Raw genomic sequence first — 22,836 nt, 5'->3', positions numbered from 1 at the left:
AGAACATGAAATTGCTGGTAAAGATCTTCGGAACCCTGATTTCGCTCGGTGCAGGCTGGCTCGGAGCCAAGCTCGTCTCCGGGGTCTGGCATAAAGCCATGGGTGAAGAACCGCCATCGCTGGCCAACCCCGAAAAGCAGCAGCAGGCCGCCGTAGGCAAGGTGCTGGCGTTCGCCGTGATCTCGGGGGCAAGCGCTTCTGCCATCCAGGCCATGGCCAAACGGTGGACGCGTTCCCTCGAAGCCAAGGCCGCCAACCGCTAGCAGGCCGCATTCTGGCCGGTAACCGGATGCACCGGGTCGCGCAGCTGTTGCCAGTTGCCCGCCTCGGTGTTTTCGTTGGTGCAGGGCAGCTTTCTGCGCGGTGTCCACTGCCCTAGTGCATCGCGGATGGCTGAAGGCCTGCGGGACTCGCATGGTGATCAATTGGCCGGGCGACAGTTTCGCCAGCACGCAGAACTGCCAACGGGAAAGCAATCTTTTGCACCAGCCAAGCCTTCCTTGATGCCTTGTAAGCGTGCCTCACGGTCAATGGCGAGGTTGTTGCCTTCCAGAAGTCGTTGGATCGCTCCCGGCTGGCGTTCTGCTCTGGCAGGCAGGAACACCCCGGAAAGTTCGGTAACCGCGAGGACACCAGAGCATCAGGGCGCGAATGCTCAGTGGTCCAGTCCGTTGGAAATATATCCCAGAAGTCTCTGGCATTGAGTGCATCCACTGAATTAGAATGAAAACAAAATATCACTATATGAAAGTTGAATCGATGACTGCCCATTCTTCTCCGCTCACCGCCGGCCAGCCAGCGCCAGCCTTCTCCCTGCAAGATGCCAAGGGAGAGACCATCTCGCTTTCGGATTATTCAGGGCAGAAAGTCATCGTGTATTTCTACCCCAAGGCCGCGACTCCCGGCTGCACCACCGAGGCCTGCGATTTCCGCGACAACCTCAATTCGCTGCAGGCCGCAGGATTCTCCGTTCTGGGCATCTCCCCGGACGCGCCAGAAGAGCTGGCAGCCTTCGCTAGCGATGAATCGCTGAACTTCCCGCTGCTTTCCGACCCGGGCAACGAAGTTGCCAAAGCCTACGGCTCCTACGGTGAAAAGAACATCGGCGAAAAGACCGTCGTGGGCACCCTGCGCTCCACCGCTGTCATCGATGAAGACGGCAGCATCCGCCAAATTGAATATGCCGTGGATGCCCAGGGGCATGTGGCGCGACTTCGCGATTCCCTCGGAATCTAGAGGATTCCGCACCCGGATCTTTCCGGTGCCAGCCCGGATGCTTCGAGCCGGGGCCAGCTTTCACCGGCCCCGGCCACACCCTGCAGTCTGCAGTCTGCGTTGAGGATCCCTGGACGGCAAGCTACATCTGCATCTCGGAATGGGCATTGGCCAACAGATGCGTGAAAGCACCACGCTCGAATGCAGCCCGCTGGCGAACCGCTCCATTGCCTGTCTCCAGCATGTTCCTGAGTGAAATCACGGCATAGTCGTAATCTCCATGAGCCCTCAATGCGTCCTCAATGAGTCGGAGCATTCTGCGGGCCAGTTCCTCCACAGCGACCTGCTCTCCGGTTCGCGTGTCCACGTGCACTCCGGTGATTCCGTTCTTGGCCGCTTGCCACAATGAGAGGTCCAGGACTTCGGGCAGATACTCGATCGCATCGAATTCGCCGGCCACCGCAGTCTCGACCAGCCCTCGCATGAGCACGGCCAGCAATACCGAATCCTGCGCTCTCAACTGCGAGTCCGCGACCCGAATTTCGAGTGTCGGGTACTTTTCCGACAACCGGGCGGACCATCCGATGTGGCCTGGGTCGGGAACTGCATCGGTTCCATTGATTCGCGCAAGCCGAGTCCCATAGTCTTTCGAATCCTTGAAGTACGGCGGAATTCCCTGGACGGACCACTTTCGATAGTGAATGGTTCTCCACGATGAAAAGTTGCTGTCGCCCCCTTTCCAATACGGAGAATTGGCGCCCAGGGCGCAAAGAAATGGCAGCCATCCGCGCAAGAAGTTCAGCGCACGAATTCCCGCTTCGGAATCAGGGATGGACACATGGACGTGCAAACCGCACATGTAATGCTCTGACGCTATTCCGGAAACGAAGTTGCCGATTTCCCGATACCTTGCATTATCGGTCAGCTCCGGAGCCTGCTGGGCAATCATCGGCGCCGCGCCCAAACCCGCGACCAGCAGGCCGCGGGAGGCCGCTTCGCTTGCCAGAGCACTGCGGAAACTTCCCAGCTCATGCAGGGCCTGATCCCGGTCTTCGCAGATGGCGCTGGCATGTTCTACTTGGCAAGCAAGCAGTTCGTTCTGCACTTCGCCATCGCGTTGCGAATCCAGCGCTTGCCGTAACGCTTCTTTATCCGTGCTGGCCGGCAACCCTGTTTCTGCGTCGAACATGAAGAATTCTTCTTCAATGCCAAAGGTGCTCATTTCGTGCCTCCCGGAACATGGCTGCTAGGGCGTCGGACCAGCAACCGGCCTGTGTTGACTTACTGCTGGCTAACCTGGTCTGCCTGATGCGAACTAGCGGGGAACTGCTCATCATTCTTCTTACGCGGAACGGATTGCCGCATGATCAATCCCCTTTCAGCTAGGCTGCGAATATCCGGATGGCCGCAGCTTCATCCGCCTCGGCGGCTTGCGTTCTGCGTAAGCGGATTCTGAAACAGTAGATCCCGCAGGTTGGCTGCATCTGCTTGCCCAGTGGATTCTCATGGTTTTCCCATCAACCCAGAATGAATCGGACATGAAATCTGAACTAGCTGTGAGGTCCAGGGACATTGTTTAGTCGGGCGAAGGGTGCGCAGCCAATCGCTGAGTGGTGTCGGTGGTGGTTGTAGAAGTGGAGCCAGCCGGGCAGAGCCAGGCGTCGCTCGGCGTTTGAACCGTAAAACTTGGCATAAGCCCACCCGCCCCCGAGTGTGCGGTGGAACCGCTCGATCGTCCCGTTCGTCTGCGGCTGGTAGGGAGGTGCTCGCTTGTGTCTGATGCCAAGCCGAGCGCAGAAGTCCCTCCAAAGGTGGGATCTGTAGGCCGACCCGTTGCCGGATAGGACTCGCTCGACGGTCACGCCCCGTTCAGCGAACCAGGCCACAGCGCGTTCGAGAACTCCCACCGCTGTGCTTGCCCGCTCGTCCATGCAGATCTCTGCATAAGCGGCTCGGGGGTGGTCGTCGATCACTGTGTGAACGAACGCCGTTCCGGTCCGCGGCTTGTGGTCTTTGCCTCTGGGCAGTCCCGGAGTGGCGGCTCTGTTCCGTGCGCCTTGCTGCCGACCAACGTAACGATGTCCACCACCGTCGGGGATATTCCCGAACTTCGTGACATCGACATGGATCAACGATCCCGGATAAGGGTGCCCATGTCGCCGCAAGGGCTCACCAGTGACACGATCGATATGGGAGAGGCGGTTCACGCGGCAACGGGCGAGGACCGCGTGAACCCTGGACGCCGGGAGACCAAGTCACGCAGCGATCTGGGCTGGACCAGCCGAAGTCGCAAGCGCAGATTGATGATCTGCTTCTTCTTGGCATGCTCGGGCGTCCTGCCTGGACTGCAATGCGGCCTGCTGGAGCGATGCTGCATCCCATGCCCACCCTCTTCCCGTCAACGACCGGCCCCCTTCCGGGCAGTGATCGGAGAGAGCATATACATCTTCGCTGCCATCGTGGCCGGATAGCCGTCTTCAACAATCAGACGGGCTATCCGAAGACGGGTACGAGGCGTGAGCAGCGCATTTGGATCAGTCATCGATTGGCCTCCGCAGTGGTTTCCAAAAGCGTGCGCCGGCTCAGCACCATGGTCAAGAGCGCGGCCGCCGCCAAAGCCGCGGCCACCCAGACCGGCGCGAGCACCCCCAACCCTGCCGCGAGCCCGGTCGCGCCAAGCACAGGACCCGCCGCGGCACCGAGGTTCAATGCCGCGGTTGCGTACGAACCGCCCATCGTTGGAGCAGCCGACGCTGCATACAGCACACGTGTGATCAAGATGCTGCCAACGCCGAACGACAGGAAGCCCTGAACGAAGACGAGGACGATAAGCGCAACGGGATGCGACGCGACCAATGCCAATCCGATCCATCCTGTCAGCAGCAGCGGGCCGCCGACTGCAAGCACGACGCCGGGGCGTTGATCTGACAGTCGCCCAGCGATCGTGACGCCAAGGAATGATCCGACGCCGAACATCACCAGTGCGAAGGACACCCACCCATCAGCCATCCCCGCAGTCTCGGTCACTACGGGGGCGAGGAAGGTGAACGCCGCAAAGGTCCCTCCGTTGATCAGCGCTCCAAGTGCCATGGCCAGGATGAGCCGCGGCTTCGCCAACTGGCTGAGCTCGGCACGAAGCCTTGGCGAGGACCCGGCAGTTGCGGTCTGACCGGCATTGTTCGTGATCCCTCGAACGACTCCGAAGACCGCCGGAATACAGAGGATGGCGACTGCCCAGAACGTCGTTCGCCAGCCCAACGCTGTGCCGAGCAGAGACCCAGCGGGGACACCCGCGACGGTTGCGATCGTCGTGCCGGAGAGCAGGATCGACAGTGCACGCCCCTTCTGGTTCGCTGGCACGAGAGTAGTGGCCGTGCTCAGTGCTACGGCGAGGAATCCTGCGTTTGCAAGAGCGCTGAGCACCCGGGTGATGAGGAGGATAGCGAACACGGGTGTCATCGCTCCGATGACGTGGCTTCCCGCGAACACGAGAAGGCAGACGATCAACGTGAGCCGCGGTGGCCAACGGCGAGCGAATGCCGCCATCACTGGCGCGCCGATGACCATACCGATCGCGAAGGCCGAAGTCAGCAGGCCCGCCGTGCCGACCGAGACGTCAAGCTCGGTCGCGATCGCGGGGAGCAATCCCGCGAGCATGAATTCTGAAGTGCCCATGACGAAAACCGCCAAGGCAAGCATGTAGAGAGCAAAAGGCATCGAGTACTCCGAGGTGAGAAATCAAGAAATGGTTCTTCTTGTCACCACGGCCAGCACCCCGGGTACGCCAGACATACGCCAACACAGATCGTGGGCGTCGTAACTACTGGTTGAAGGGGCTGGCGGTGTGACCGACAACCCCGGACTTGTCTGACTCGGGACTCGACATATCCCGAACTCTACAGCGCTCGACTGCGCGTGGTGTGGATAGACACGTCCCTAATCGGCACGACGTCGTTGCGCGCGGGGGCAGAACACTGTCCCTGGACATCACAACTGGCTCTGGAAGCGGCAACGATCTGCCCGCAGCTGCGGCGAACAGCAAGCACGGCTGTGGACCTTGGAAATGCGGTCCGTTCCGGCGTACATACGAAGCCTAGCGACGGGCAGTCCGCGGCAGACCAAACAAACTACTGACTAGGCCGGAAGCTAAGTTCAAAAAGCTCTCCTCTGAGCCTGAAAATTAGCTGAGAACCCAGGGGCACCCCTCCCGGTCGTAGACCAAGTGGCCTAGATTTAAAGCACACTCCGCTTCTCAACGACGGCGAACCTTGCCTGCTGGCAGACTCATCGGCAATCTGCGAAGTGGCGTGACTTATGGGGTGCACTCGAGAGTTACGAACAAAGTGGAGGTAGTACTAATGCCAGGACGTATAGTCAGGTCCAAGACTGCTGAACGTGTCGCCGAACTCCTGGGGTCGCGCGAAGGACGCTCCCATCTGAGCGAGTACGGGTGGATCCAAGGAATGCCCGTGATCATTGCACAACTCAACGAGCCGGTAGATGACGTCATGGGCCTCGCTTCCGTTCACAATTGCGCTGTTCTCGTGGCGATACTGGACGCCCAGGGCGAGCAGCTTCGTTTCATCCATGTCTCGCCTCCCAACGGTGCTCTTCGGATCGTCGATGAGACTCCTGCGAATACCCGGATCTGCACGCTCTTCGAGCAAGCGGAGGAAAGCGGCATGCTGGCCTTCCGAGTTCGGTATTGGACCCACACGGCAATTGCCAACGCCCTGCCAGTCTTCACCCCGGAAGAACAGTGGCCGGTGGCGATGACGCGCAGCTAGCTGCCGGGGCACTGGAGGCCCCGCCCAGGTGCCGCTGATTCAACGGCTCGCTGCTAACCGCATATAGGCCATTTTCGACTGACGGTCCTGGCTTACCCGGAATTCTCCGGGGAAGCCAGGACCGCTGCCGCAATCCCCTGTTCTTAGCGCCCGGCGATCTTCACCAGCTTGTGGTTGATGAATTCGTCCATGCCGTACTTGCCCAGCTCGCGGCCGATGCCCGAGCGCTTCACGCCGCCAAAAGGCAGCTCAGGGTAGGAAGCCGAAGGCTCGTTGACGGCCACCATGCCGCTTTGCAGCTGCACGGAAACGCGCTCTGCGCGTTCCATGTCCTGGGTGTGGATGGAAGCTCCCAGCCCGTAGTCGGTGTTGTTGGCCAGGGCCACGGCTTCTTCTTCGCCATCTACCTTGTAGAGCACGGCGACCGGGCCGAAGAGCTCCTCGGAGAAGGCACGCATCTCGGGGGTCACCCCGGCAAGGATGGTCGGCTCGTAGAATGCGCCCTCGCCCTGGATCGGCTTGCCTCCGGCCAGGACCTGGGCACCCTTGTCGATGGCGTCCTGCACCTGTGCGGCCAAGCCGTCGCGGGCCGCGGCCGAGGACAGCGGGCCGAGGAAGTTCTCCGGCTGGGCCGGGTCGCCCACCTTGATTCCGGCCACCTGCTCCACCAGCGCCTGGGAGAAGTCCTCGTAGACCGAGGAATCGATAATGAAGCGCTTGGCCGCGTTGCAGGCTTGGCCGGTGTTCCCGAAGCGGGCGCGCATGCCCAGCTTGGCGGTGCGCGCCACGTCCGCGTCGTCGAAGACCACGAATGGATCCGAGCCGCCCAGTTCCAGCACCACCTTCTTCAGGTTGCGCCCGGCAATCTCTGCCACGGCCGCTCCGGCGCGCTCGGAACCGGTCAGGGATACTCCCTGCACCCGGCGGTCGGCGATGATGTCCGCGACCTGGTCATTGGTGGCGAAGATGTTCACATACGCGCCTTGCGGGGCTCCTGCTTCCTTGAAGATCTCCTCCATGGCCAGCGCCGACTCCGGGCACTGCGGCGCGTGCTTGAGCAGGATGGTGTTGCCGTTCATCAGGTTCGGACCGGCGAAGCGTGCCACTTGGTAGTATGGGAAATTCCACGGCATGATGCCCAGCAGCGCGCCGACCGCTTCCTTGCGCACCAGCGCCTTGCCGCCCGAAGCGATCTCCAGCTCCTCGTCGGCCAGGTACCCCGGACCGTTCTTGGCATAGTAGCGGTAGATCGCCGCCACGATGCCGATTTCCCCCAGCGACTGCTTGATGGGCTTGCCCATCTCGCGGGTGATGATCGCGGCCAGCTGATCGGCGCGTGCCTCGTAGATGTCAGCCACCCGCTCCAGCAGGGCGACGCGTTCCTGAAGCGCGGAGACCGACCACTGGGTGTAGGCGTTGTGCGCCTCGGCGATGGCATCCTGGATCTGCGCATCGGTGGCAGTCGGGTAGGTTGCTTCGACTACGCCGGTGGCGGGATTGGTAACGGCATAAGTGGACATGGTGCTCCTTCGAAGATTCGCTTGTTGGACACTTAGCGCCCAGTCTTCCAGCTCCCGTCGCCAATGCCCCGGACTCGTCGGGTATTGGCGTGTTCGCCACGGAAACTGCCGCTGCTCCTCCAAAGCTGCGAACTGGGCCGCAGCAGGGATTGCAGTACTGCTGGACTCCTCGCAGCTGCGCCGGGTGGTGCGCTGGACGCTCGGGATCCGGCTCGATCCTACTCGCTTGCCTCCTGCTTTCCTGGAAGCTCCGAGCTGTCGCCACCGAACCTGAATGCTTCCTGCGGATTGGCCGCGATCTGTGACCTGCGGCGCGCTCTTGCCTAGCGTCGTAGGCAACCAGCAGCGCTCCGCACGGACTGCGGAGCCGGATGCGCGGCCACCTGCCGCGCCACCCGCAGCTGACGACAGCAGCAGAGGAAGGGAAGACATGAGCACCAACGATTACACCAGTTCGAATCCATTCCCCGATGACCCGCGCAGCACCCCGCAACCCGGAACCGTCCGCCACGGCTTGAACGATCCGGATCCGTTGACCGAGCCGCAAACCGACCTGTTCCCTTCGGGCACTGTCGAACCGGTACCGGCCGACGCGCATGATTCCGATGACCGGCAGTCCGCAGGAAGCGGCAGTACGTCGGGCAAAGCGCAGGCAGCCCAGGATCTGGCGCGCGAGGGCCAGGAATCCGCCACCCACGTGCTTGACAGCGCCAAGCAGGAAGCCTCGATGCTCGCTGAGCAGGCCAAGGACCAGGCCACCCACCTGTGGGATGAACTCGGCTCCGACCTGAAGGAGCAGACCTCCGCGCAGCAGCGGAAGGTCGCGGCCAACCTGCGCGACATCAGCGATGAGTTCCGCGCCATGCTCGACCAGTCCAGCGCGAGCGGAACCGCCTCCATGCTGGTGGACCAGGCTTCGCATCACAGCGGACAGGCCGCCGATTGGCTCGAACAGCGCGAGCCGCACGACTTGCTGGATGCGGTCAAGGGCTTTGCACGCAAACGCCCTGCGGCCTTCTTGGGGCTGGCGCTGGGCGCCGGCCTGCTGGCAGGACGCATGACCCGGAATGCCAGCGAGCCGAAGGAAGGCACAGTGCACCGCGACCAGGAACCGCGCCCCGGCACCACCAGTGCACCGAACGCGTCGGCCGGAGATGGGCCAGGTCCGGTGCGGGTTGACCCGTCCTTCCAGGGAACCACCCGCGTGGATTCGGCAGGCAACCCGCTACATGACGATTCGGTGGACGTTGACCCGCTGCGCTCCTACCCTCCTGGAGATCCGCGCAGCACCGACTACCGCTAGGAGCATTCGATGACTCACACGACGCCAGATCCCGATTCCGATTCCGCCGAACATGAACGCAGTTCCCTCGGCGCCCTGTTCAATGACCTGACCCAGAACGTATCGCTGCTGGTTCGCCAAGAGATCGAGCTGGCAAAGACGGAGTTGAAGGAGTCGGCCAGCTCCGCCGGCAAGGGTGCAGGCATGTATGCCGGTGCCGGTGTTGCCGGCCATTTCGTCTTGCTGTTTCTTTCCGTTGCGGCTTTCTTCGGATTGTCGCTCTGGATTGGCTACGGCTTCTCGGCCTTGGTGGTCGCCGCCCTCTGGGCGGTGATCGGTCTGGTCTTGGCAAGCGCAGCCAAGAAGAAGATGCAAGAGATCAAGGGACTGCCTAATACCGCCGAGACAGTCAAGAGGATCCCATCAGCTTTTACTCCGAAGGATGATGCACCATGAGCAAGAATTCAGAAGAACTCCGCGCGGAAATCGCCCAGACACGAGGCGACATGCAACAGGATGTGGATGCGATTGCCGACAGGGTCAGTCCCAGCCACATTGCCCACCGCCAATCCGAAAAGGTCAAGGACTCATTCAGGAAGGTGAAGGACTCCGTCATGGGAACCGGTGAATCAACAAGTGACCAGCTGCACCACTACAGTGAAGACGCCACGGAAGCCGTCAGGGACGCACCGCACAGGGTGGTGGAGCAAACCAAGGGCAATCCGCTGGCCGCCGGAATCATCGCCTTCGGGGCAGGACTGTTGGCCTCGTCGCTGCTTCCGGGGACCCAGAAAGAAGCCGAGCTGGTCCAGCGGGTCAAGGACAAGGCAGAACCGCTGGCCGAAGAGGCCAAGGATGCGGCGAAGCAGATTGCCGAAGACCTGCGGGAGCCTGCGCGGCAGGCCGCCGAGGACCTGCGGGATTCCGCCCAGGAATCCGTGCAGACCGTGAAATCCGAAGCCAACTCCGAAGCCGAGCATCTGCACGGCGAAGCGAAGGACACGGCCAAGGAGATGGATCACGGCTCCTGATCCCTAGGCGCGGCAAGAGGCTGGTGCGTGCAATCTCTGATTGGAACCACCAGCCTCTTGCTCTGCCCGGTAGGCGCTGAACCAGTCGGGGAATCCAACGTGATTTAGCTAGCTAAGCTAAATAACCACTAGGATGAGTCCATGGAGAATCCCAAATGACTCAGTCTGCTTTGCCTACGCATCTGGTATGGTTCCGCGATGATCTGCGCACCAGCGATCACCCCGCGTTGGATGCCGCGCTTTCTTCCGGTCCGGTAATCGCGGTCTATGTCCTGGACCAGGAATCTGCCGGCATCCGCCCGCTGGGCGGCGCGGCCAAATGGTGGCTGCATCAGGCGCTGGAGGACCTTCGCAGATCGCTGGAAAAACTGGGAATCCCGCTCATCCTGCGCCAAGGCCCATCCGCCGGGATCATCAGCGAACTCGTGCACGATGGCAACGTGCAGACCGTGCACTGGAACCGCCGCTACGGCCACGCCGAACGCGTCGTCGACATGCAGATCAAGCAGGACCTCCACGCGCGAGGCGTCCACGCCCACAGCTACAGCGGGACGCTCCTGCATGAGCCCTGGGAGCTGCTGACCAAGAACAACACCGGCTACAAGGTCTTCACGCCCTTCTACAACGCGTTGCGCGACAGCGAGATCCGGCCTCCGTTGCCCGCGCCACAGGCACAAGAACCCCTCCCGGACACTAATCTTCCCGCCAGCGACGAGTTGGAGAGCTTGGAATTATTGCCGGCTTTGGACTGGATTCACGGGCTCGCCGCGCAATGGGAACCCGGAGAAGCGCCTGCGCGCCAACGCCTGGAGCAGGTGCTGGAATCGATCGCCGAAGACTACCCGGAGCACCATGACCGCCCCGATCTGGACGGAACGTCTGCCCTCTCCCCCGCCTTGCGCTGGGGGCATGTCAGCGCAAGCCAGATGTGGGAGGCGCTGGGCCGTCTGGCCGCCGTAAATCCCGAGGCTTCCGACGGTGCCACCGCGATGCGCCGCCAGCTCGCCTGGCGGGATTTCTGCTGGCACCTGTACTACCATCACCCGCAGCTTCCGGAGCGGAATCTGCGTGCGCAGTTCGATCATTTCGACTGGGCCTGGCCTGAGGCAGACCCGCAGGCCGCGGAATATATGAGCTGTTGGCAACAAGGACGCACCGGTTTCGGTCTAGTGGACGCCGGCATGCAGCAGCTTTGGCAGACCGGATGGATGCATAACCGGGTGCGGATGGTGGCAGCCAGCCTGCTGGTCAAGAACCTGCAAGTGCATTGGAAGGTCGGCGAGCGCTGGTTCTGGGACACCTTGGTAGATGCGGATCTCGCCAGCAATACTGCCAATTGGCAGTGGGTCGCTGGAAGCGGCGCCGACGCGGCACCGTACTTCAGGGTGTTCAACCCGGAACTGCAGGCCAAGAAATTCGATCCCCAGGGAAGCTACACGGCTCGATTCGCGCCGCTGGCCGCGGAGCCCATTGTGGACCTGAAGCAATCGCGGCAGGCTGCATTGGATGCTTACGAGCAGATGAAACTCAGCTCATAGTCGCGAAGCGTCTGGCAGCGAGAAGATGAAGCCCGCAGATCCACGATGACCTGCTATTCGCTGTTTCGGCCCAACGCATCTTCGGCTCGCTCTCTCAACGCATCAGCTTCCTTGCCGAGGGATCCAGAGCGTCCCCAACCGAACACCAATGCGAAAACGCCTACCGCATCCTTGGGTGCCTCCGGTGCCGGCAAATAAGTCCAATCAAGACCAATCCGCCTTCCGTCCTTCTCCGAAGAACTTCTACAGGGTTCCTTCCGGAACCCGCAGAACTCGACACGGACTAGAATCCGTGTCCCAGGAAGGACTGATTGCCATGCGCACATCGCCTAACCGCTTGCTCGCAACGATTTTCGGGGCCGTGTACCTCCTTGTCGGCCTGCTCGGGTTCCTTGTCACTGCCGGCGTGGATTTCTTCGCAACAGAGGGCGGGAAGCTGATCATTTTCGAGGTCAATCCACTTCACAACGTCATCCACCTGGCCATCGGCGCAGCACTGCTCATCGCTGGGCTCGGATCCGTGCGTGCTTCCAAGCTCGCCAACACCACGGTGGGCGCCGTCTACCTCCTGGTTGGCATCCTCGGCCTCTTCTTGGCCTCTACAGCACTGAACATCATTGCCCTGAACGGTGCGGATAACGTCCTGCATCTAGCCAGCGCGATTGTCCTGCTGTCGGTAGGCCTGTCCCAGGACCGGACGCCAGCAGCCCATACTGCACGGTCATGATTTCCCATGAGGCCACGGAGCCTGCCACCGAACCTGCCATCCAAGGGCGAGATGTAGTTGCGAGCTCCGTTGCCTTCGGCGGCCTCTATGCCGGGATCGCCGGACTGGGAGTCGCGGCGCTGGCCGCGGCCTCCTCCGCCAGCCTGGCATCGGCATTCGGGGTCGGGTCCGCCCCGGCACCGTGGTGGGCGTGGCTCGGCGCGATAGCATCCGCGGCCTGGGCCGGGGTGGCGCTGGTGTACGCCGTTGCCAGCCTGCTGAAGGCAGCGGCCCCTGCCGTGAAGCTTGCGGTCCCCTGCCTGGCGCTCGTCTCCTCCGTGCATTTAGCCAGCATTGTTGCCGGCCTTTGGGGGTTCCCGGAGGGAGCGAAGAATCTGGATCTCACGATTGCTTCCTTGCTGCTGCTTGAGCTGTCGGTGCTGGCGGTCTTCGTGTGGCAGCGCAAGCGGCGGAAGAACTATCCGCACCGGGCAGTGCGTTCCAGCAGCCTAGTTGTCCTCGGGAGCATGTTTGCCGGTTCGGTTGCGGTTGCGGCGGTTGCCAGTTTGGGGTTGGCAGCTTCGTCCGCTGGAGAACTCGCGGTACCGCATTCCGAGCACGGCGCTCATCGTTCGGGAGACATCGACCCGGGAATCATTGGGAAAATGAAACAGGCAGACCACCACCACTAGCCGCAGCCAGGGGGCCAGTGCCAGTGATCCAACTGGCCCCGATAGCTGCAGGCTAGGCCCGCGGATCAACAATGATCTTCACGTGTTCCTCATTGTTGTTGATCAGCTGGTCGAACCCTTCGGAAACCAGCTCGTCGAGCCCGATGCGCCCGGTGATGAACGGGGCCAGGTCCAGTTTGCCGCTTTGCACCAGGGCAATGGTGTCCGGATGGTCATTGGCGTAGCCGATGGTGCCGCGCAGGTCGATTTCCTTCAAGACCAGCTTGGGCATGTCCACTTGCGGCTTATGCCCCCAAATCGAAACGTTGACGATCACCCCGCCGGGAGCCACCGCGTCCAGGAGCATATCCAGCACCACCGGGACCGAGGAGCACTCGAATCCGGCATCGGCCCCGCGTCCTCCGGTCGCCTCGCGCACCTTGTCCGCCACGTCCCCGTCCCTCGGATCAAAGACCTCGTCGGCAACCCCGGTTTCCCGCGCCTTGGCCTTGCGGGCCTCGGAGAGTTCCGAGATGTAGACCGTCAGCCCTTTGGCCTTAAGCACCGCTGCGGTCAGGAGGCCGATCGGGCCGGCACCGCCCACGATGGCTATCTGCCCTGCCTGGACGCCGGAGCGGACGAAGGCGTGGTGGGCCACCGACAGCGGCTCGATCAGCGCGGCCTCATCCAGGGGAATCTTGCCGATCGGATGCACCCAGCGGCGTTCCACGACAATTTTCTCCGATAGCCCTCCGCCGCGACCGCCCAGGCCGATGAAGTTCATGTCCTCGGAGAGCTGGTACTGCTGGCCCTTGCCGGTGTCCACATCTTCATGGATGATGTACGGTTCCACCACGACGTGCTCGCCGACTTCAAGTCCGGTGACGCCCTCGCCCAGGGCGGTAATGGTTCCGGAGAACTCATGGCCCATGGTCACCGGCGCGCTCTCTCCCGAGATCGGGTGCGGATGCCCGGCCGGCGGGATGAAGATCGGGCCCTCCAGGTATTCGTGCAGATCGGTGCCGCAGATGCCGCACCAGGCCACGTCGATGGCCACCGTTCCGGGCTTCAGCACCGGCTCATCGATGTCCTCGATCCGGATGTCCTTCTGGCCGTAGTACCGTGCTGCGCGCATGGCTCCCCCTCGATTCTTCTGCCTGTTGCCGACCGGCCCGATCCCGGCCGGCCATTCCAGCTCCAAGCTACTGCGGCAGCCAAGGTTTGGGAACCGTTGCAAGAGGTTTCATCCGATGGCACCGGCAAGCCATCCAGCCAAAGCCCAGCCAGCAGTGCGCGGCCTGTTCGCGGCGCACAATGGACTATGGACATCATGTCGGCGGCGCAGCGTTCGGCGCTCATGTCGCGCATCTCCAGCAAGAACACCGGACCGGAACTGGTCCTGCGCCGGTTGCTGCATGCCGCCGGGTACCGCTACAGCGTGCACGGCGTCCTGCCCGCACGGCAAGTTGCCCAGCTGCGTGCTGCGCATCCCGGCATCCCGCTGCGGGGCGGAAAGCTTCCCGGATCCCCGGATCTGGTCTTCAGCGCCCGGCGCAAGGCCATCTTCGTCAACGGCTGCTTCTGGCACGGCCACGACTGCCCGGTGGGCCAGCGGCGCCCCGCATCCAATACCGGGTACTGGAACCCCAAGCTGGATGCCAACATCGCCCGGGACCAGCGCAATCGCGATAGCCTGGCGGCACTTGGCTGGGAATCGCTGACGCTCTGGGAATGCGAGCTGAAGGCGATGGATGGCGTCTTGGACAGGGCAGCAAGTTTCCTCGGACCGGTACGGATCCTGCCGGGCAGCCCCGGCGGGCAGGACCCGTCCCAGGGCACCGGTGTTGGCTAAGATCAAAGAGTCCGCCCGATCTGCCCGCAGCGCACCTGCCCGTTCCCCGAGGTCCATGAAAACCAGCACGTCCCGCTTCGAAGTCCCGGTACTGCTGGGAACCCAGACGCTGTTCAATATCGGCTTCTACGCCGTGGTTCCCTTTCTTGCCGTAGTGCTGGCCGACGACTTCCTGCTGGCAGGCGCCGCGGTGGGCCTGATCCTGGGCATCCGGACTTTCGCCCAGCAGGGCCTCTTCCTGGCCGGAGGCAGCCTGGCCGATCGCTTCGGCGCCCGGCGCATGATCCTCATTGGCTGCGCAGTGCGCGCCGCCGGGTTCTTCACGCTGGCCGCCTCCCTATCCTTGGGTGACCCGAAGCTCTGGTTGTTCATCCTTGGCACATTGCTCACCGGATTCGGCGGGGCACTTTTCTCTCCGGGCCTGAGCATTCTGGTGGGTGCGGCCCAGACCGCGCGCGACAGGGGCCAGCCCACGGGAGCCAAGCGGGCCACGCTCTTTGCGTGGCTGAGCGTCACCGGAGAAATCGGCGCGGTGGCCGGACCGTTGGTGGGAGCGGCACTGTGGGACTGGGGGTTCGTGGCCGTTGCAGGTTTCGGGGCAATCTTCTTCATCGCCATCGGACTGTTCCTGGCTGCGGCATTGCGCCGCTACGCTCCGGAAGGCACTTCACCGGATCATGCCGGGCCACGAGCCAAGCGGCAGGCCCGGCCTGGCAGCCTGCGCCGATGCCTGGCGGACCGGAAATTCGTGGCCTTCTGCGCCTTGCATGCCTCTGACCTGCTGGCATACAACCAGCTCTATTTGGCCATTCCCCTGGAATTGGAACGCACGGGTCTGCCCACCCAGTGGCTGGGACTGGTTTTCGCGTGGATCTCCGTGCTGACCCTGGGCTTGCAATTGCCCATCGCATGGCTCGCCGCACGGATCGGCGCGGCAGCGACCCTGCGTTGCGGATATGTCTCCAGCGCCCTGGGTTTCGGCGTACTCGCCTTTCTCCCCGCCACGGCTTTTGGCGAGAATACCGCGGCGGTACGCATATTGTGCGCGGTCACCCTGCTGGCCTTGGGGCATATGAGCGTGCACCCTGCAGCTCTTTCGCTCGTTCCCGGATTCGCCGGACACCGGGGTACCGGATCCTACTTCGGCTTGCTGTCCAGTTGCGGCGGCCTGGCGGTGCTACTGGGGAATTTGCTGGTGGGCTGGCTCTTGTCCCAGGCCGGCCAGGGCCACGTCCCCGGATTCCTGCCGTGGCTGGTTCTCATCATTCCGCTGGTCGTTGCTTCTTGGCTTGGCGCATCGCTCCTGAGGCGTTCAGGCCTGCAGACCCAGGGTGCGTGAACTGCGACACATGACGCGCTGCCCTCGCAGAATTTCCACGGGGCACCCCAAGTTTGCACTACTCAGCTTCCACTCTTTCCAGGCTCTCTGCGGGGGCTTTTCCTCCGCTTTCCCTGCCGGGTCATAATCAGCAAAACGAGGCAACTAATTAGGGTACGCTTACCGAGGTTCTATTGCATTAGATGCCAATCCATCACGTAATACCGAAGGATTTCCATGAAACTTGGACGATTGAGCGTTGCCGCAGGTTTTGCGGCCATTGCCCTGGCGCTGACCGCCTGCAGCTCCACCTCTGCGAGCTCCGCCCCGGAACAAGCCGCGGACTCGGAAGCCCGCGTGGTCGTGGCCAATTTCCGGGCCCCGGTATCCAACTGGGCGTTGGAAAGCGACGACGCCTATGTGCTCTCCATCGCCGGTTGCTTGGAAACCCTGGCCAAATACAACCAGAGCACCAAAACCGTTGAACCGATGCTCGCTGCTTCCTGGAAGCAGTCCTCGGATACCGAATGGGATTTCGAGCTGCGCAAGAACGTACTGTTCCAGGATGGCACCGCCATGGATGCCAAGGCCGTTGCCGGCTCGCTGAACCACGTCCTTGAGGCCACCGCTCCAGCCCGTGCGGTGAACCCCAAGACCATCAAGAAGGTCCAGGCCCTCGACGCTGATACCGTGCGCGTCACCACACCCGCCGCGGATCCGTTGCTGCCCTACCGCATGGCCAGCGTGAACGCCGGAGTGCTTTCCCCTGCCGCGTACACCGGCAAGGGCATCGACCCGATGAAGCACTGCACCGGACCATTTGCCCCGGTCTCCGAAAAAGCCGGGCAGTCCCTGACCTTGGACCGCAACGCGAATTACTGGGACGGAGAGGTGAAGCTGGCCGGCGGCGAAATCCGCTACATCACCGAAGGCGCCACCCGCGCCACCCAGGTCCAGACCGGAGAAGCGGACATTTCCATGTCCATCCCGACCACCAGCCTGGCGGCTCTGGAAGCCGATAGCAAGATCAGCGTGCTCAAGGCCGACTCGCCTCGCACCTCGACCTTGTACCTGAACAACTCGCGCGCTCCATTCGAGAGCCGGGAGCTGCGCAAGGCCGCCACCATGGCCCTGGATCTACCGGCCATGGCCGCCAGCATCTACGAAGGCGCAGCGCAGCCTGCCACCGGCCCCTTCGCCCCGAGCGAGCCCTGGGCCAACCCGGATCTGGCCGTACCGCAGGTGAATATCGAAGAAGCCAAGAAGCTGGTGGAAGCTTCCGGATACCAGCAGGACAAGCCGCTGGAAATCATTGCGATCACCGAACGCGCGGAGTTCGCCGGCGTGGGGGCCATCATCCAGGAGCAGCTCAAGCAGATCGGCTTGCAGGCCAATGTGGTGACCAAGTCCTACGGCGCCGCAGAACCCGATGTGCTGGCCGGCAACTACGACATGATCCTCAGCCAGCGCAACCGGATGATCGACATTGCCGATCCGATCGGCTTCCTGCAGTCCGACTACACCTGCGAGGGCGGCTACAACCTGAGCCACTACTGCAACAAGGACTACGACCAGCTGATCGGCCAGGCAATGGCAGAGAAGGACGAGGCCCAGCGCCACGACCTGTACCGCCAGGCAGGCAATCTGCTCGCCGACGATGCAGCGAACGTCTGGCTGGTCAACGAGCAGGCTATCGACGGCGTGGGAGCCAAGGTCCAGGGCTACGTCCAGGACCCGCTGACTCGCTACGTGCTGACCAAGGATCTGGCGAAGACCAGCTAGCGTGTCTCCTCTAGCCACCATGCTGCGCCGGGCCATTGGACTCGGCGCAGCAGTTCTGCTTTCATCCTTCGCGGTATTCCTGGTCCCCTTCGTTTCCCCCGGGGACCCCGTGCGGTCCTTGCTGCGCGCCCGCATGGACATCGGGGCCGCCGACGAGGCAACGGTGCAGGCCTACGCACAGCAATTCGGCCTGCACGACCCGATGCTGGTGCAGTTCGGACGGTGGCTGGGCCGGTTCGCCACTGGAGACATGGGCATCTCGCATATCAGCGGCACCCCGGTAGCCGACCAGGTGCTGCCGGCCATTGGCGTCACCCTGTCCTTGGCCGGCAGCGCGTTGGTGGTGGCCATCGCCGTGTCCATTGTCTTGGGAGTGCTGTCGGCCACCCGTGCCGGGAGGTGGCCCGATAGGCTGATCACCTCGGCGACCCATGCGTTGATTGCCATCCCCGAATATGCGCTGGCTCCGCTGCTGGTCCTGCTCTTCGCGGTGCGCTTCTCGCTGCTTCCCTCGGCCGGTTTCGAATCCCCGGCCTCGATGGTGCTGCCGGTCTTCATTCTGGCCTTGCGCCCCATCAGCTTCTTCACCGTCGCGGTGCGCTCTGGGGTGCGCCAGGCATTGGACTCCGAGCACGTGCTGGCCGCCCGCGCCCGCGGGCTGAGCAGCACCCAGGGGCTGGTCCGCCATGTGGTTCCCCACGGTTTGCTGCCGCTGTGGACCATGGTGGGTGTCTGGTTTGCCGGGCTGCTGGGCGGGTCGGTCATCGTGGAAGTCATCTTCGCCATTCCCGGAATGGGCCGGCTGATCTTCGACTCCATCGTCGATGCCGATATCCCGGTCGCCCAGGGTGGCGTGGTGGTGGTCGTCACCTGTGCTGTAGTGGTGACCGGAATCGTTGACCTGGTGCACAGGATCAGCGATCCCAATGTGAGGATTGGTGTACGACATGGCTAGGAATCATTCCAGGGAAATCCTGCTTTTCCCTCCCGCGTTCATCTTGCTGGCGGTGGTCGTCCTGACCATCGCCGCTCCGTGGATTTCCCCCTACAACCCCGACGCCCAGAACCTGGCGGACCGGTTGCAAGGTCCCAGCCTGTCCCATCTGCTGGGCACCGATGCCCTGGGCCGCGACACCTTGAGCAGGGTGCTGCACGGTGGCCGGTTCTCGCTATCGGTAGCACTGATCACCACGCTGTTCGCACTGCTGGTTGGCACCGCACTGGGCCTGCTCAGCGCGGTGCGCGGCGGGTGGCTGGATGAGGTCTTCCTGCGCGTGAACGACTTGCTGCTCGCGCTGCCCGAAATCGTGATTGCGCTGCTGATCATCGCGGTCATGGGCCCCGGATTCTTCACCATGGTGCTTTCCGTGGGCGTGGTGGCATGGACCCCCACCGCACGGTTGGTGCGTTCCATGACGGCCCAGGCCTTATCCACCCACCATGTCGAAGCCTCCAGGCATGTCGGTGCTTCGCGCTGGTTCATCCTGCGCCACCACGTGCTGCCCTTCGTGGCTGGACCGGTGCTGGCCCAGGCGGCATTGCGCTTCGGTCTGCTGCTCGTATTGCTCGGCTCCTTGTCCTATCTGGGCATCGGCGTCCAGCCGCCGCAGTCCGACTGGGGTTCAATGCTCGCCGAAGCCCAGCCCCATGCCATCCGCTCCCCTTGGGGCCTGATTGCGCCGGGCGCAGCCATCTTCCTGGTCAGCTTCTGCGTCACCCTGCTGGGCAATCGAATCACCCACGTGCTGGGCGGGCAGGACGTGCTGGCCACCGACGCCAAGGCGGAAGCCCATGACTAGAGAACTTGAATTCATTGACCTTTCGGTCAGCTCCGGCGATCAGCGATTGCTTTCCGAGGCACGCGGCGCCCTGCGAGCGGGCGAATTGGTGGCGGTTGTCGGGCGTTCCGGTTCCGGCAAGACGCTGCTCACCAAGGCGATCATCGGCCTGCTGCCCCAGCAGTTGCGTGCCGAGGGGCAGATCCTGCTTGACGGCCTGCGCCTTGACCAGCTGGGCGAGAAGGCCATGGACTCGGTGCGCGGACGGCGTATCAGCATGCTGTTCCAGCAGCCCAAGCGCGTGATGAACCCGCGGCTGACCATCCGCGCGCATCTGCTTGAAGCCCTGGGAGCCCACGGCTGGGGCAAAGCCCGCCAGCACGAGCAGCAGGTGCTGTCCTTGCTCGAAGAAGTAGGCCTGTCCCCTGCCCAGCAGATTGCCGGCCAGCGCCCGGACCAGCTTTCCGGCGGGATGGCCCAACGCGCCATGCTGGCCATCGCCTTGGCCGCTGACCCGGAGTTCATTTTGGCTGATGAACCAACGTCATCCTTGGACTCGATTCTCAAGGCCGAAGTGCTGCAATTGTTGCGCCGCAAGCAGCAGGAACGTGGAGTGGGCGTCCTGTTCATCACCCACGACATCGCCAGCATCCAGCACATCGCAGACCGCGTCGTAGTAGTCAGCGACGGGCAAATTGTGGACCAGTGCCCCACCGCGCAGATCTTTTCCAGGGACCGTCACGCCAAGACACGCGAGCTGGTGGAAGCCAGCTTGCCTCCCCTGCGCACGCCACGCGTTAAGGATTCCGCATGCTTGCTGGAAGCGGTGGATGCGGGCAAGAACTACACGCGCCGCGCGAAGGGACCGGCAGCATTGAATCCCACAAGCTTGCGCCTGCACGGCGGCCAGGTCTTAGGAGTGGTGGGCCGCTCCGGCTCGGGCAAGAGCACCTTCGCCCGGCTGCTGGCCGGGTTGGAAGAGCCGACGACCGGACGGATCATCGATACGCACCGCAATGGCGAAGCAACACGGGTGCAGGTCATTGCCCAGGAACCGTACTCGTCCTTCGATCCTCGGCTTTCCCTCCGCACGTCGATGAGCGCGGCGGTGCACCGGCTGCCGGCAACCCAGGCCGGCGAGCGCATGGCGCAAGCCATGGCCCAGGTGGGATTGGCCGAGCAATTACTGGATCGTAGGCCGGGCCAGTGCTCCGGCGGCCAGCTCCAGCGCCTGGCCATCGCGCGGGCGCTGCTGACCGACCCCCAGGTATTGATCTGCGATGAGTCCACCTCGGCACTGGATTCGGTAGCCCAGCGCCACATCCTCGACCTGCTGCTTGATTTGCGCGAGCGCATGGGGCTGAGCCTGGTGGTCATCTCCCACGACATGGACGTGATCCGCTACGTGAGTGACGACGTGGCAGTGTTCTACGAGGGCGAGCTGGTGGAGCATCGTCCGCTCAACGAGTTCCTGGGCAATGCGGAACACCAGCACAGCAAGGATCTCGTGACCGCACTGGATATCACTGCGGCGGTTCCTGCTGCCGGCTGATTTCTGCTCGCGTAAGAAAACCCGGAACTCTTGTGCCCTGACTTGGACCGCTTATAGATTAATGGACTATGACCGACAGTTCGCAGAAGAATCCGTCCATTACCCGCCGGTTGCCATTGCTGGCCCTATGCGCAGCCTTGTTCCTTGCAGGCTGTTCGGCTCCAGCCCCGGATTCCGGCGACGCCCAGGAGCCAGCTTCCGAGAGCACCCGACTGGCCAGCGTAGCTGAAGCCGGAACGCTGAAGGTCTGCACCACCGGGGACTACCGGCCGTTCACCTATCTTGACCCGGACACCGGGCAATGGTCGGGAATCGACATCACGATGGCCAAGAATCTTGCCGAGTCGATGGGCGCAGAGCCCGAGTTCATCCAGACCTCATGGAAGGACTTGATGCCGGACTTCCTCTCCGAATGCGATATCGCCGTGGGCGGGGTATCCATTTCCATGGAACGCGCCCAGCAGGCCTACTACAGCGAAGCCACCCTGGACGAGGGCAAGACGCCCATCACCTTGTGCGAGAACGTGGAGAAGTACGACACGGTCAAGGAAATCAACCAGCCCGGGGTCCGTTCCATCACCCCGATTGGCGGGACCAACGAGAAGTTCGCTGATGCGAACTACCCGAAGGGCGAGATCATCCGTTTCGAGGACAACAACAAGATCTTCGATGAGATCATTGCCGGGCGTGCCGACGTGATGACCACCGACGCCTCGGAGACCCGCTGGGTGGCCAACGAGCACCCCGAGCTGTGCGCGGTGCACCCGGATCAGCCATTCAATTTCTCCCAGAAGGCGTACCTGCTGCCGCTGGGCGATGACGAGTTCCAGGAATACGTGAACCAGTGGCTGAACATGGCCAAGAACGATGGGACTCTCGCGGCTGCCGAGAAGCCCTGGTTCGGATAGCCGCCGCCAGAACATGACAATAGGCCAGCGGCCACGCCCCGAACTTTCTCGGGGCGTGGCCGCTGGCTTCTTCTTTTCCTTGTACTGGCACAAGTCAGGAACTGCTAATGCATGTGGCTGCCACCGTTGATGTCAATGGTGGTGCCGGTCAGGTAGGAAGCACCTTCTGAGGCTAGGAAGCCAATGACCGATGCGACTTCCCCAGTGGCTGCGGTGCGCCCAATGGGGATGCCCGCGGCAATGGCCGCCTCCTGCTCGTCGGTGCTGCCAACACGGATGTTGGTATCCACAGCGCCCGGCGCAATCGCATTGACGGTGACGCCGCTGGCCGAGATTTCGCGGGCCAGCGCCTTGGTGAACCCGAGGATTGCCGCTTTCGCCGAGGAATAGGGGACTTTGCCGAAGACTCCGCCGCCCCGCTGGGCAGAGACAGAGGACATGTTGATCACACGTCCCCATCCGCTCTCGATCATTTCCGGCAGGAATGCCTTAGTCACCAGGTACGTGCCCGTGGCGTTGACGTTCATGATCTTGTTCCAGATCTCCAAAGTCGTATCCAGGAAATCCACCGGGGAGGTAATCCCCGCGATGTTCACGACGGCACCGGTAGGAGGCAGTTCCCCCGCGGCGACGCGGGCTGCCACCGCCGCCTGGGCCGCGGCGACCGAGGATTCGTCGGCAACGTCGATCTGGTGGCCGAATGCCGGCACGCCAAATTCCTCTGCAATCTCCGTGGCTACGCGCTCGGATGCGGAGTGGTCCAGATCCAGAATCGCTATGCCCCAGCCTTCCCGGGCCAGGTGCCGGGCGGTTTCGATGCCGATCCCCTGTGGCGAGGTGGCACCGGTTAGTACTGCAGTGCGCTGGGTTTGATTCATCGGATTCCTGCTTTCAAT

22 protein-coding genes and 1 pseudogene are annotated in these 22,836 nt (G+C 62.8%); 16 read left to right on the top strand and 7 right to left on the bottom strand.

Translation table 11 applies throughout. The annotated features are described in order from the left end of the window. The first annotated feature begins 5 nt into the window (after positions 1 to 5). Positions 6 to 263 carry a DUF4235 domain-containing protein gene (locus tag ACIOTN_RS07280; protein ID WP_105656071.1) on the top strand — a complete coding sequence of 86 codons (258 nt, stop codon included), beginning with the start codon at positions 6 to 8 and terminating at the stop codon, positions 261 to 263. A gap of 496 nt (positions 264 to 759) precedes the next feature. Continuing rightward, entirely contained in the window at positions 760 to 1,236 is a 477-nt protein-coding gene (gene bcp, locus ACIOTN_RS07275) for a thioredoxin-dependent thiol peroxidase (protein WP_105656374.1), read from the top strand. A gap of 121 nt (positions 1,237 to 1,357) precedes the next feature. On the opposite strand, the gene ACIOTN_RS07270 is transcribed toward bcp, so the two are convergent. The 4 genes and pseudogenes from ACIOTN_RS07270 to ACIOTN_RS07255 all read right to left on the bottom strand — a co-directional run bounded on the left by ACIOTN_RS07270 (position 1,358) and on the right by ACIOTN_RS07255 (position 5,007). Beyond that, positions 1,358 to 2,437, bottom strand: coding sequence for a YbdK family carboxylate-amine ligase (locus tag ACIOTN_RS07270; RefSeq protein ID WP_402735049.1), 1,080 nt, complete (start codon positions 2,435 to 2,437; stop codon positions 1,358 to 1,360). 328 nt (positions 2,438 to 2,765) lie between these two features. Beyond that, positions 2,766 to 3,757 (bottom strand): annotated as a pseudogene (locus ACIOTN_RS07265) (IS481 family transposase). After that, on the bottom strand, positions 3,754 to 4,932 hold the full coding sequence (locus ACIOTN_RS07260; protein ID WP_402735048.1) for a Cmx/CmrA family chloramphenicol efflux MFS transporter: 1,179 nt from the start codon (positions 4,930 to 4,932) through the stop codon (positions 3,754 to 3,756). Before ACIOTN_RS07260 ends, ACIOTN_RS07265 begins: the two are co-directional and overlap by 4 nt. A 21-nt stretch (positions 4,933 to 4,953) precedes the next feature. Continuing rightward, positions 4,954 to 5,007, bottom strand: a complete 54-nt coding sequence (locus ACIOTN_RS07255) for a chloramphenicol resistance leader peptide (protein ID WP_124770126.1) — start codon at positions 5,005 to 5,007, stop codon at positions 4,954 to 4,956. A gap of 677 nt (positions 5,008 to 5,684) precedes the next feature. Here ACIOTN_RS07255 and ACIOTN_RS07250 point away from each other — a divergent pair. Continuing rightward, a complete protein-coding gene (locus ACIOTN_RS07250; RefSeq protein WP_402735047.1) occupies positions 5,685 to 6,002 on the top strand; it encodes a hypothetical protein in 318 nt (105 codons plus the stop codon). Positions 6,003 to 6,145: 143 nt separating this feature from the next. On the opposite strand, the gene ACIOTN_RS07245 is transcribed toward ACIOTN_RS07250, so the two are convergent. Further along, positions 6,146 to 7,522, bottom strand: coding sequence for an NAD-dependent succinate-semialdehyde dehydrogenase (locus ACIOTN_RS07245; protein WP_332727745.1), 1,377 nt, complete (start codon positions 7,520 to 7,522; stop codon positions 6,146 to 6,148). A gap of 430 nt (positions 7,523 to 7,952) precedes the next feature. On the opposite strand from ACIOTN_RS07245, the gene ACIOTN_RS07240 reads away from it, so the two are divergent. The 6 genes from ACIOTN_RS07240 (at position 7,953) to ACIOTN_RS07215 (ending at position 12,771) form a co-directional block, all read left to right on the top strand. Continuing rightward, complete coding sequence (locus ACIOTN_RS07240) at positions 7,953 to 8,825, top strand: hypothetical protein (protein ID WP_402735046.1); 873 nt, start codon at positions 7,953 to 7,955, stop codon at positions 8,823 to 8,825. 9 nt (positions 8,826 to 8,834) lie between these two features. Further along, the gene (locus ACIOTN_RS07235) at positions 8,835 to 9,260 is read left to right on the top strand and encodes a phage holin family protein (RefSeq protein ID WP_359185074.1); all 426 of its coding nucleotides are present in this window, start codon (positions 8,835 to 8,837) and stop codon (positions 9,258 to 9,260) included. Next, positions 9,257 to 9,835 carry a DUF3618 domain-containing protein gene (locus ACIOTN_RS07230; RefSeq protein WP_402735045.1) on the top strand — a complete coding sequence of 193 codons (579 nt, stop codon included), beginning with the start codon at positions 9,257 to 9,259 and terminating at the stop codon, positions 9,833 to 9,835. Before ACIOTN_RS07235 ends, ACIOTN_RS07230 begins: the two co-directional genes overlap by 4 nt. A gap of 155 nt (positions 9,836 to 9,990) precedes the next feature. Then, the gene (locus ACIOTN_RS07225) at positions 9,991 to 11,373 is read left to right on the top strand and encodes a cryptochrome/photolyase family protein (protein WP_402735044.1); all 1,383 of its coding nucleotides are present in this window, start codon (positions 9,991 to 9,993) and stop codon (positions 11,371 to 11,373) included. 316 nt (positions 11,374 to 11,689) lie between these two features. Next, entirely contained in the window at positions 11,690 to 12,100 is a 411-nt protein-coding gene (locus ACIOTN_RS07220; RefSeq protein WP_041650329.1) for a DUF4383 domain-containing protein, read from the top strand. Further along, on the top strand, positions 12,097 to 12,771 hold the full coding sequence (locus tag ACIOTN_RS07215) for a hypothetical protein (RefSeq protein ID WP_402735043.1): 675 nt from the start codon (positions 12,097 to 12,099) through the stop codon (positions 12,769 to 12,771). Before ACIOTN_RS07220 ends, ACIOTN_RS07215 begins: the two co-directional genes overlap by 4 nt. A 52-nt stretch (positions 12,772 to 12,823) precedes the next feature. On the opposite strand, the gene ACIOTN_RS07210 is transcribed toward ACIOTN_RS07215, so the two are convergent. Next, complete coding sequence (locus ACIOTN_RS07210) at positions 12,824 to 13,885, bottom strand: 2,3-butanediol dehydrogenase (RefSeq protein ID WP_105656062.1); 1,062 nt, start codon at positions 13,883 to 13,885, stop codon at positions 12,824 to 12,826. A gap of 186 nt (positions 13,886 to 14,071) precedes the next feature. On the opposite strand from ACIOTN_RS07210, the gene ACIOTN_RS07205 reads away from it, so the two are divergent. The 7 genes from ACIOTN_RS07205 (at position 14,072) to ACIOTN_RS07175 (ending at position 21,940) form a co-directional block, all read left to right on the top strand. After that, a complete protein-coding gene (locus tag ACIOTN_RS07205) occupies positions 14,072 to 14,602 on the top strand; it encodes a very short patch repair endonuclease (protein WP_219844105.1) in 531 nt (176 codons plus the stop codon). Between the two features lie 55 nt (positions 14,603 to 14,657). Beyond that, positions 14,658 to 15,941, top strand: a complete 1,284-nt coding sequence (locus ACIOTN_RS07200; RefSeq protein ID WP_402735042.1) for an MFS transporter — start codon at positions 14,658 to 14,660, stop codon at positions 15,939 to 15,941. A 216-nt stretch (positions 15,942 to 16,157) separates the two neighbouring features. Then, positions 16,158 to 17,702: an ABC transporter substrate-binding protein gene (locus ACIOTN_RS07195; RefSeq protein ID WP_402735041.1), complete on the top strand. Its 1,545-nt coding sequence runs from the start codon at positions 16,158 to 16,160 to the stop codon at positions 17,700 to 17,702. A gap of 1 nt (position 17,703) precedes the next feature. Next, a complete protein-coding gene (locus ACIOTN_RS07190; protein ID WP_286134640.1) occupies positions 17,704 to 18,657 on the top strand; it encodes an ABC transporter permease in 954 nt (317 codons plus the stop codon). Further along, complete coding sequence (locus ACIOTN_RS07185; protein WP_402735040.1) at positions 18,650 to 19,501, top strand: ABC transporter permease; 852 nt, start codon at positions 18,650 to 18,652, stop codon at positions 19,499 to 19,501. The genes ACIOTN_RS07190 and ACIOTN_RS07185 overlap by 8 nt, the downstream gene beginning before the upstream one ends. After that, entirely contained in the window at positions 19,494 to 21,032 is a 1,539-nt protein-coding gene (locus ACIOTN_RS07180) for an ABC transporter ATP-binding protein (protein WP_402735039.1), read from the top strand. The genes ACIOTN_RS07185 and ACIOTN_RS07180 overlap by 8 nt, the downstream gene beginning before the upstream one ends. A gap of 68 nt (positions 21,033 to 21,100) precedes the next feature. Continuing rightward, positions 21,101 to 21,940 carry a transporter substrate-binding domain-containing protein gene (locus tag ACIOTN_RS07175; RefSeq protein ID WP_181149055.1) on the top strand — a complete coding sequence of 280 codons (840 nt, stop codon included), beginning with the start codon at positions 21,101 to 21,103 and terminating at the stop codon, positions 21,938 to 21,940. 104 nt (positions 21,941 to 22,044) lie between these two features. Here the strand turns inward: ACIOTN_RS07175 and ACIOTN_RS07170 are convergent, their stop codons facing one another. Next, a complete protein-coding gene (locus ACIOTN_RS07170) occupies positions 22,045 to 22,818 on the bottom strand; it encodes an SDR family NAD(P)-dependent oxidoreductase (protein ID WP_105656057.1) in 774 nt (257 codons plus the stop codon). Between the last annotated feature and the right edge of the window lie 18 nt (positions 22,819 to 22,836).

Origin of the sequence: Glutamicibacter sp. NPDC087661 (genome assembly GCF_044743275.1) — a bacterium.
Lineage (GTDB): Bacteria > Actinomycetota > Actinomycetes > Actinomycetales > Micrococcaceae > Glutamicibacter.
The sequence above is the reverse complement of the archived record's forward strand: the minus strand, read 5'-3'. Positions and strand labels throughout refer to the sequence as shown.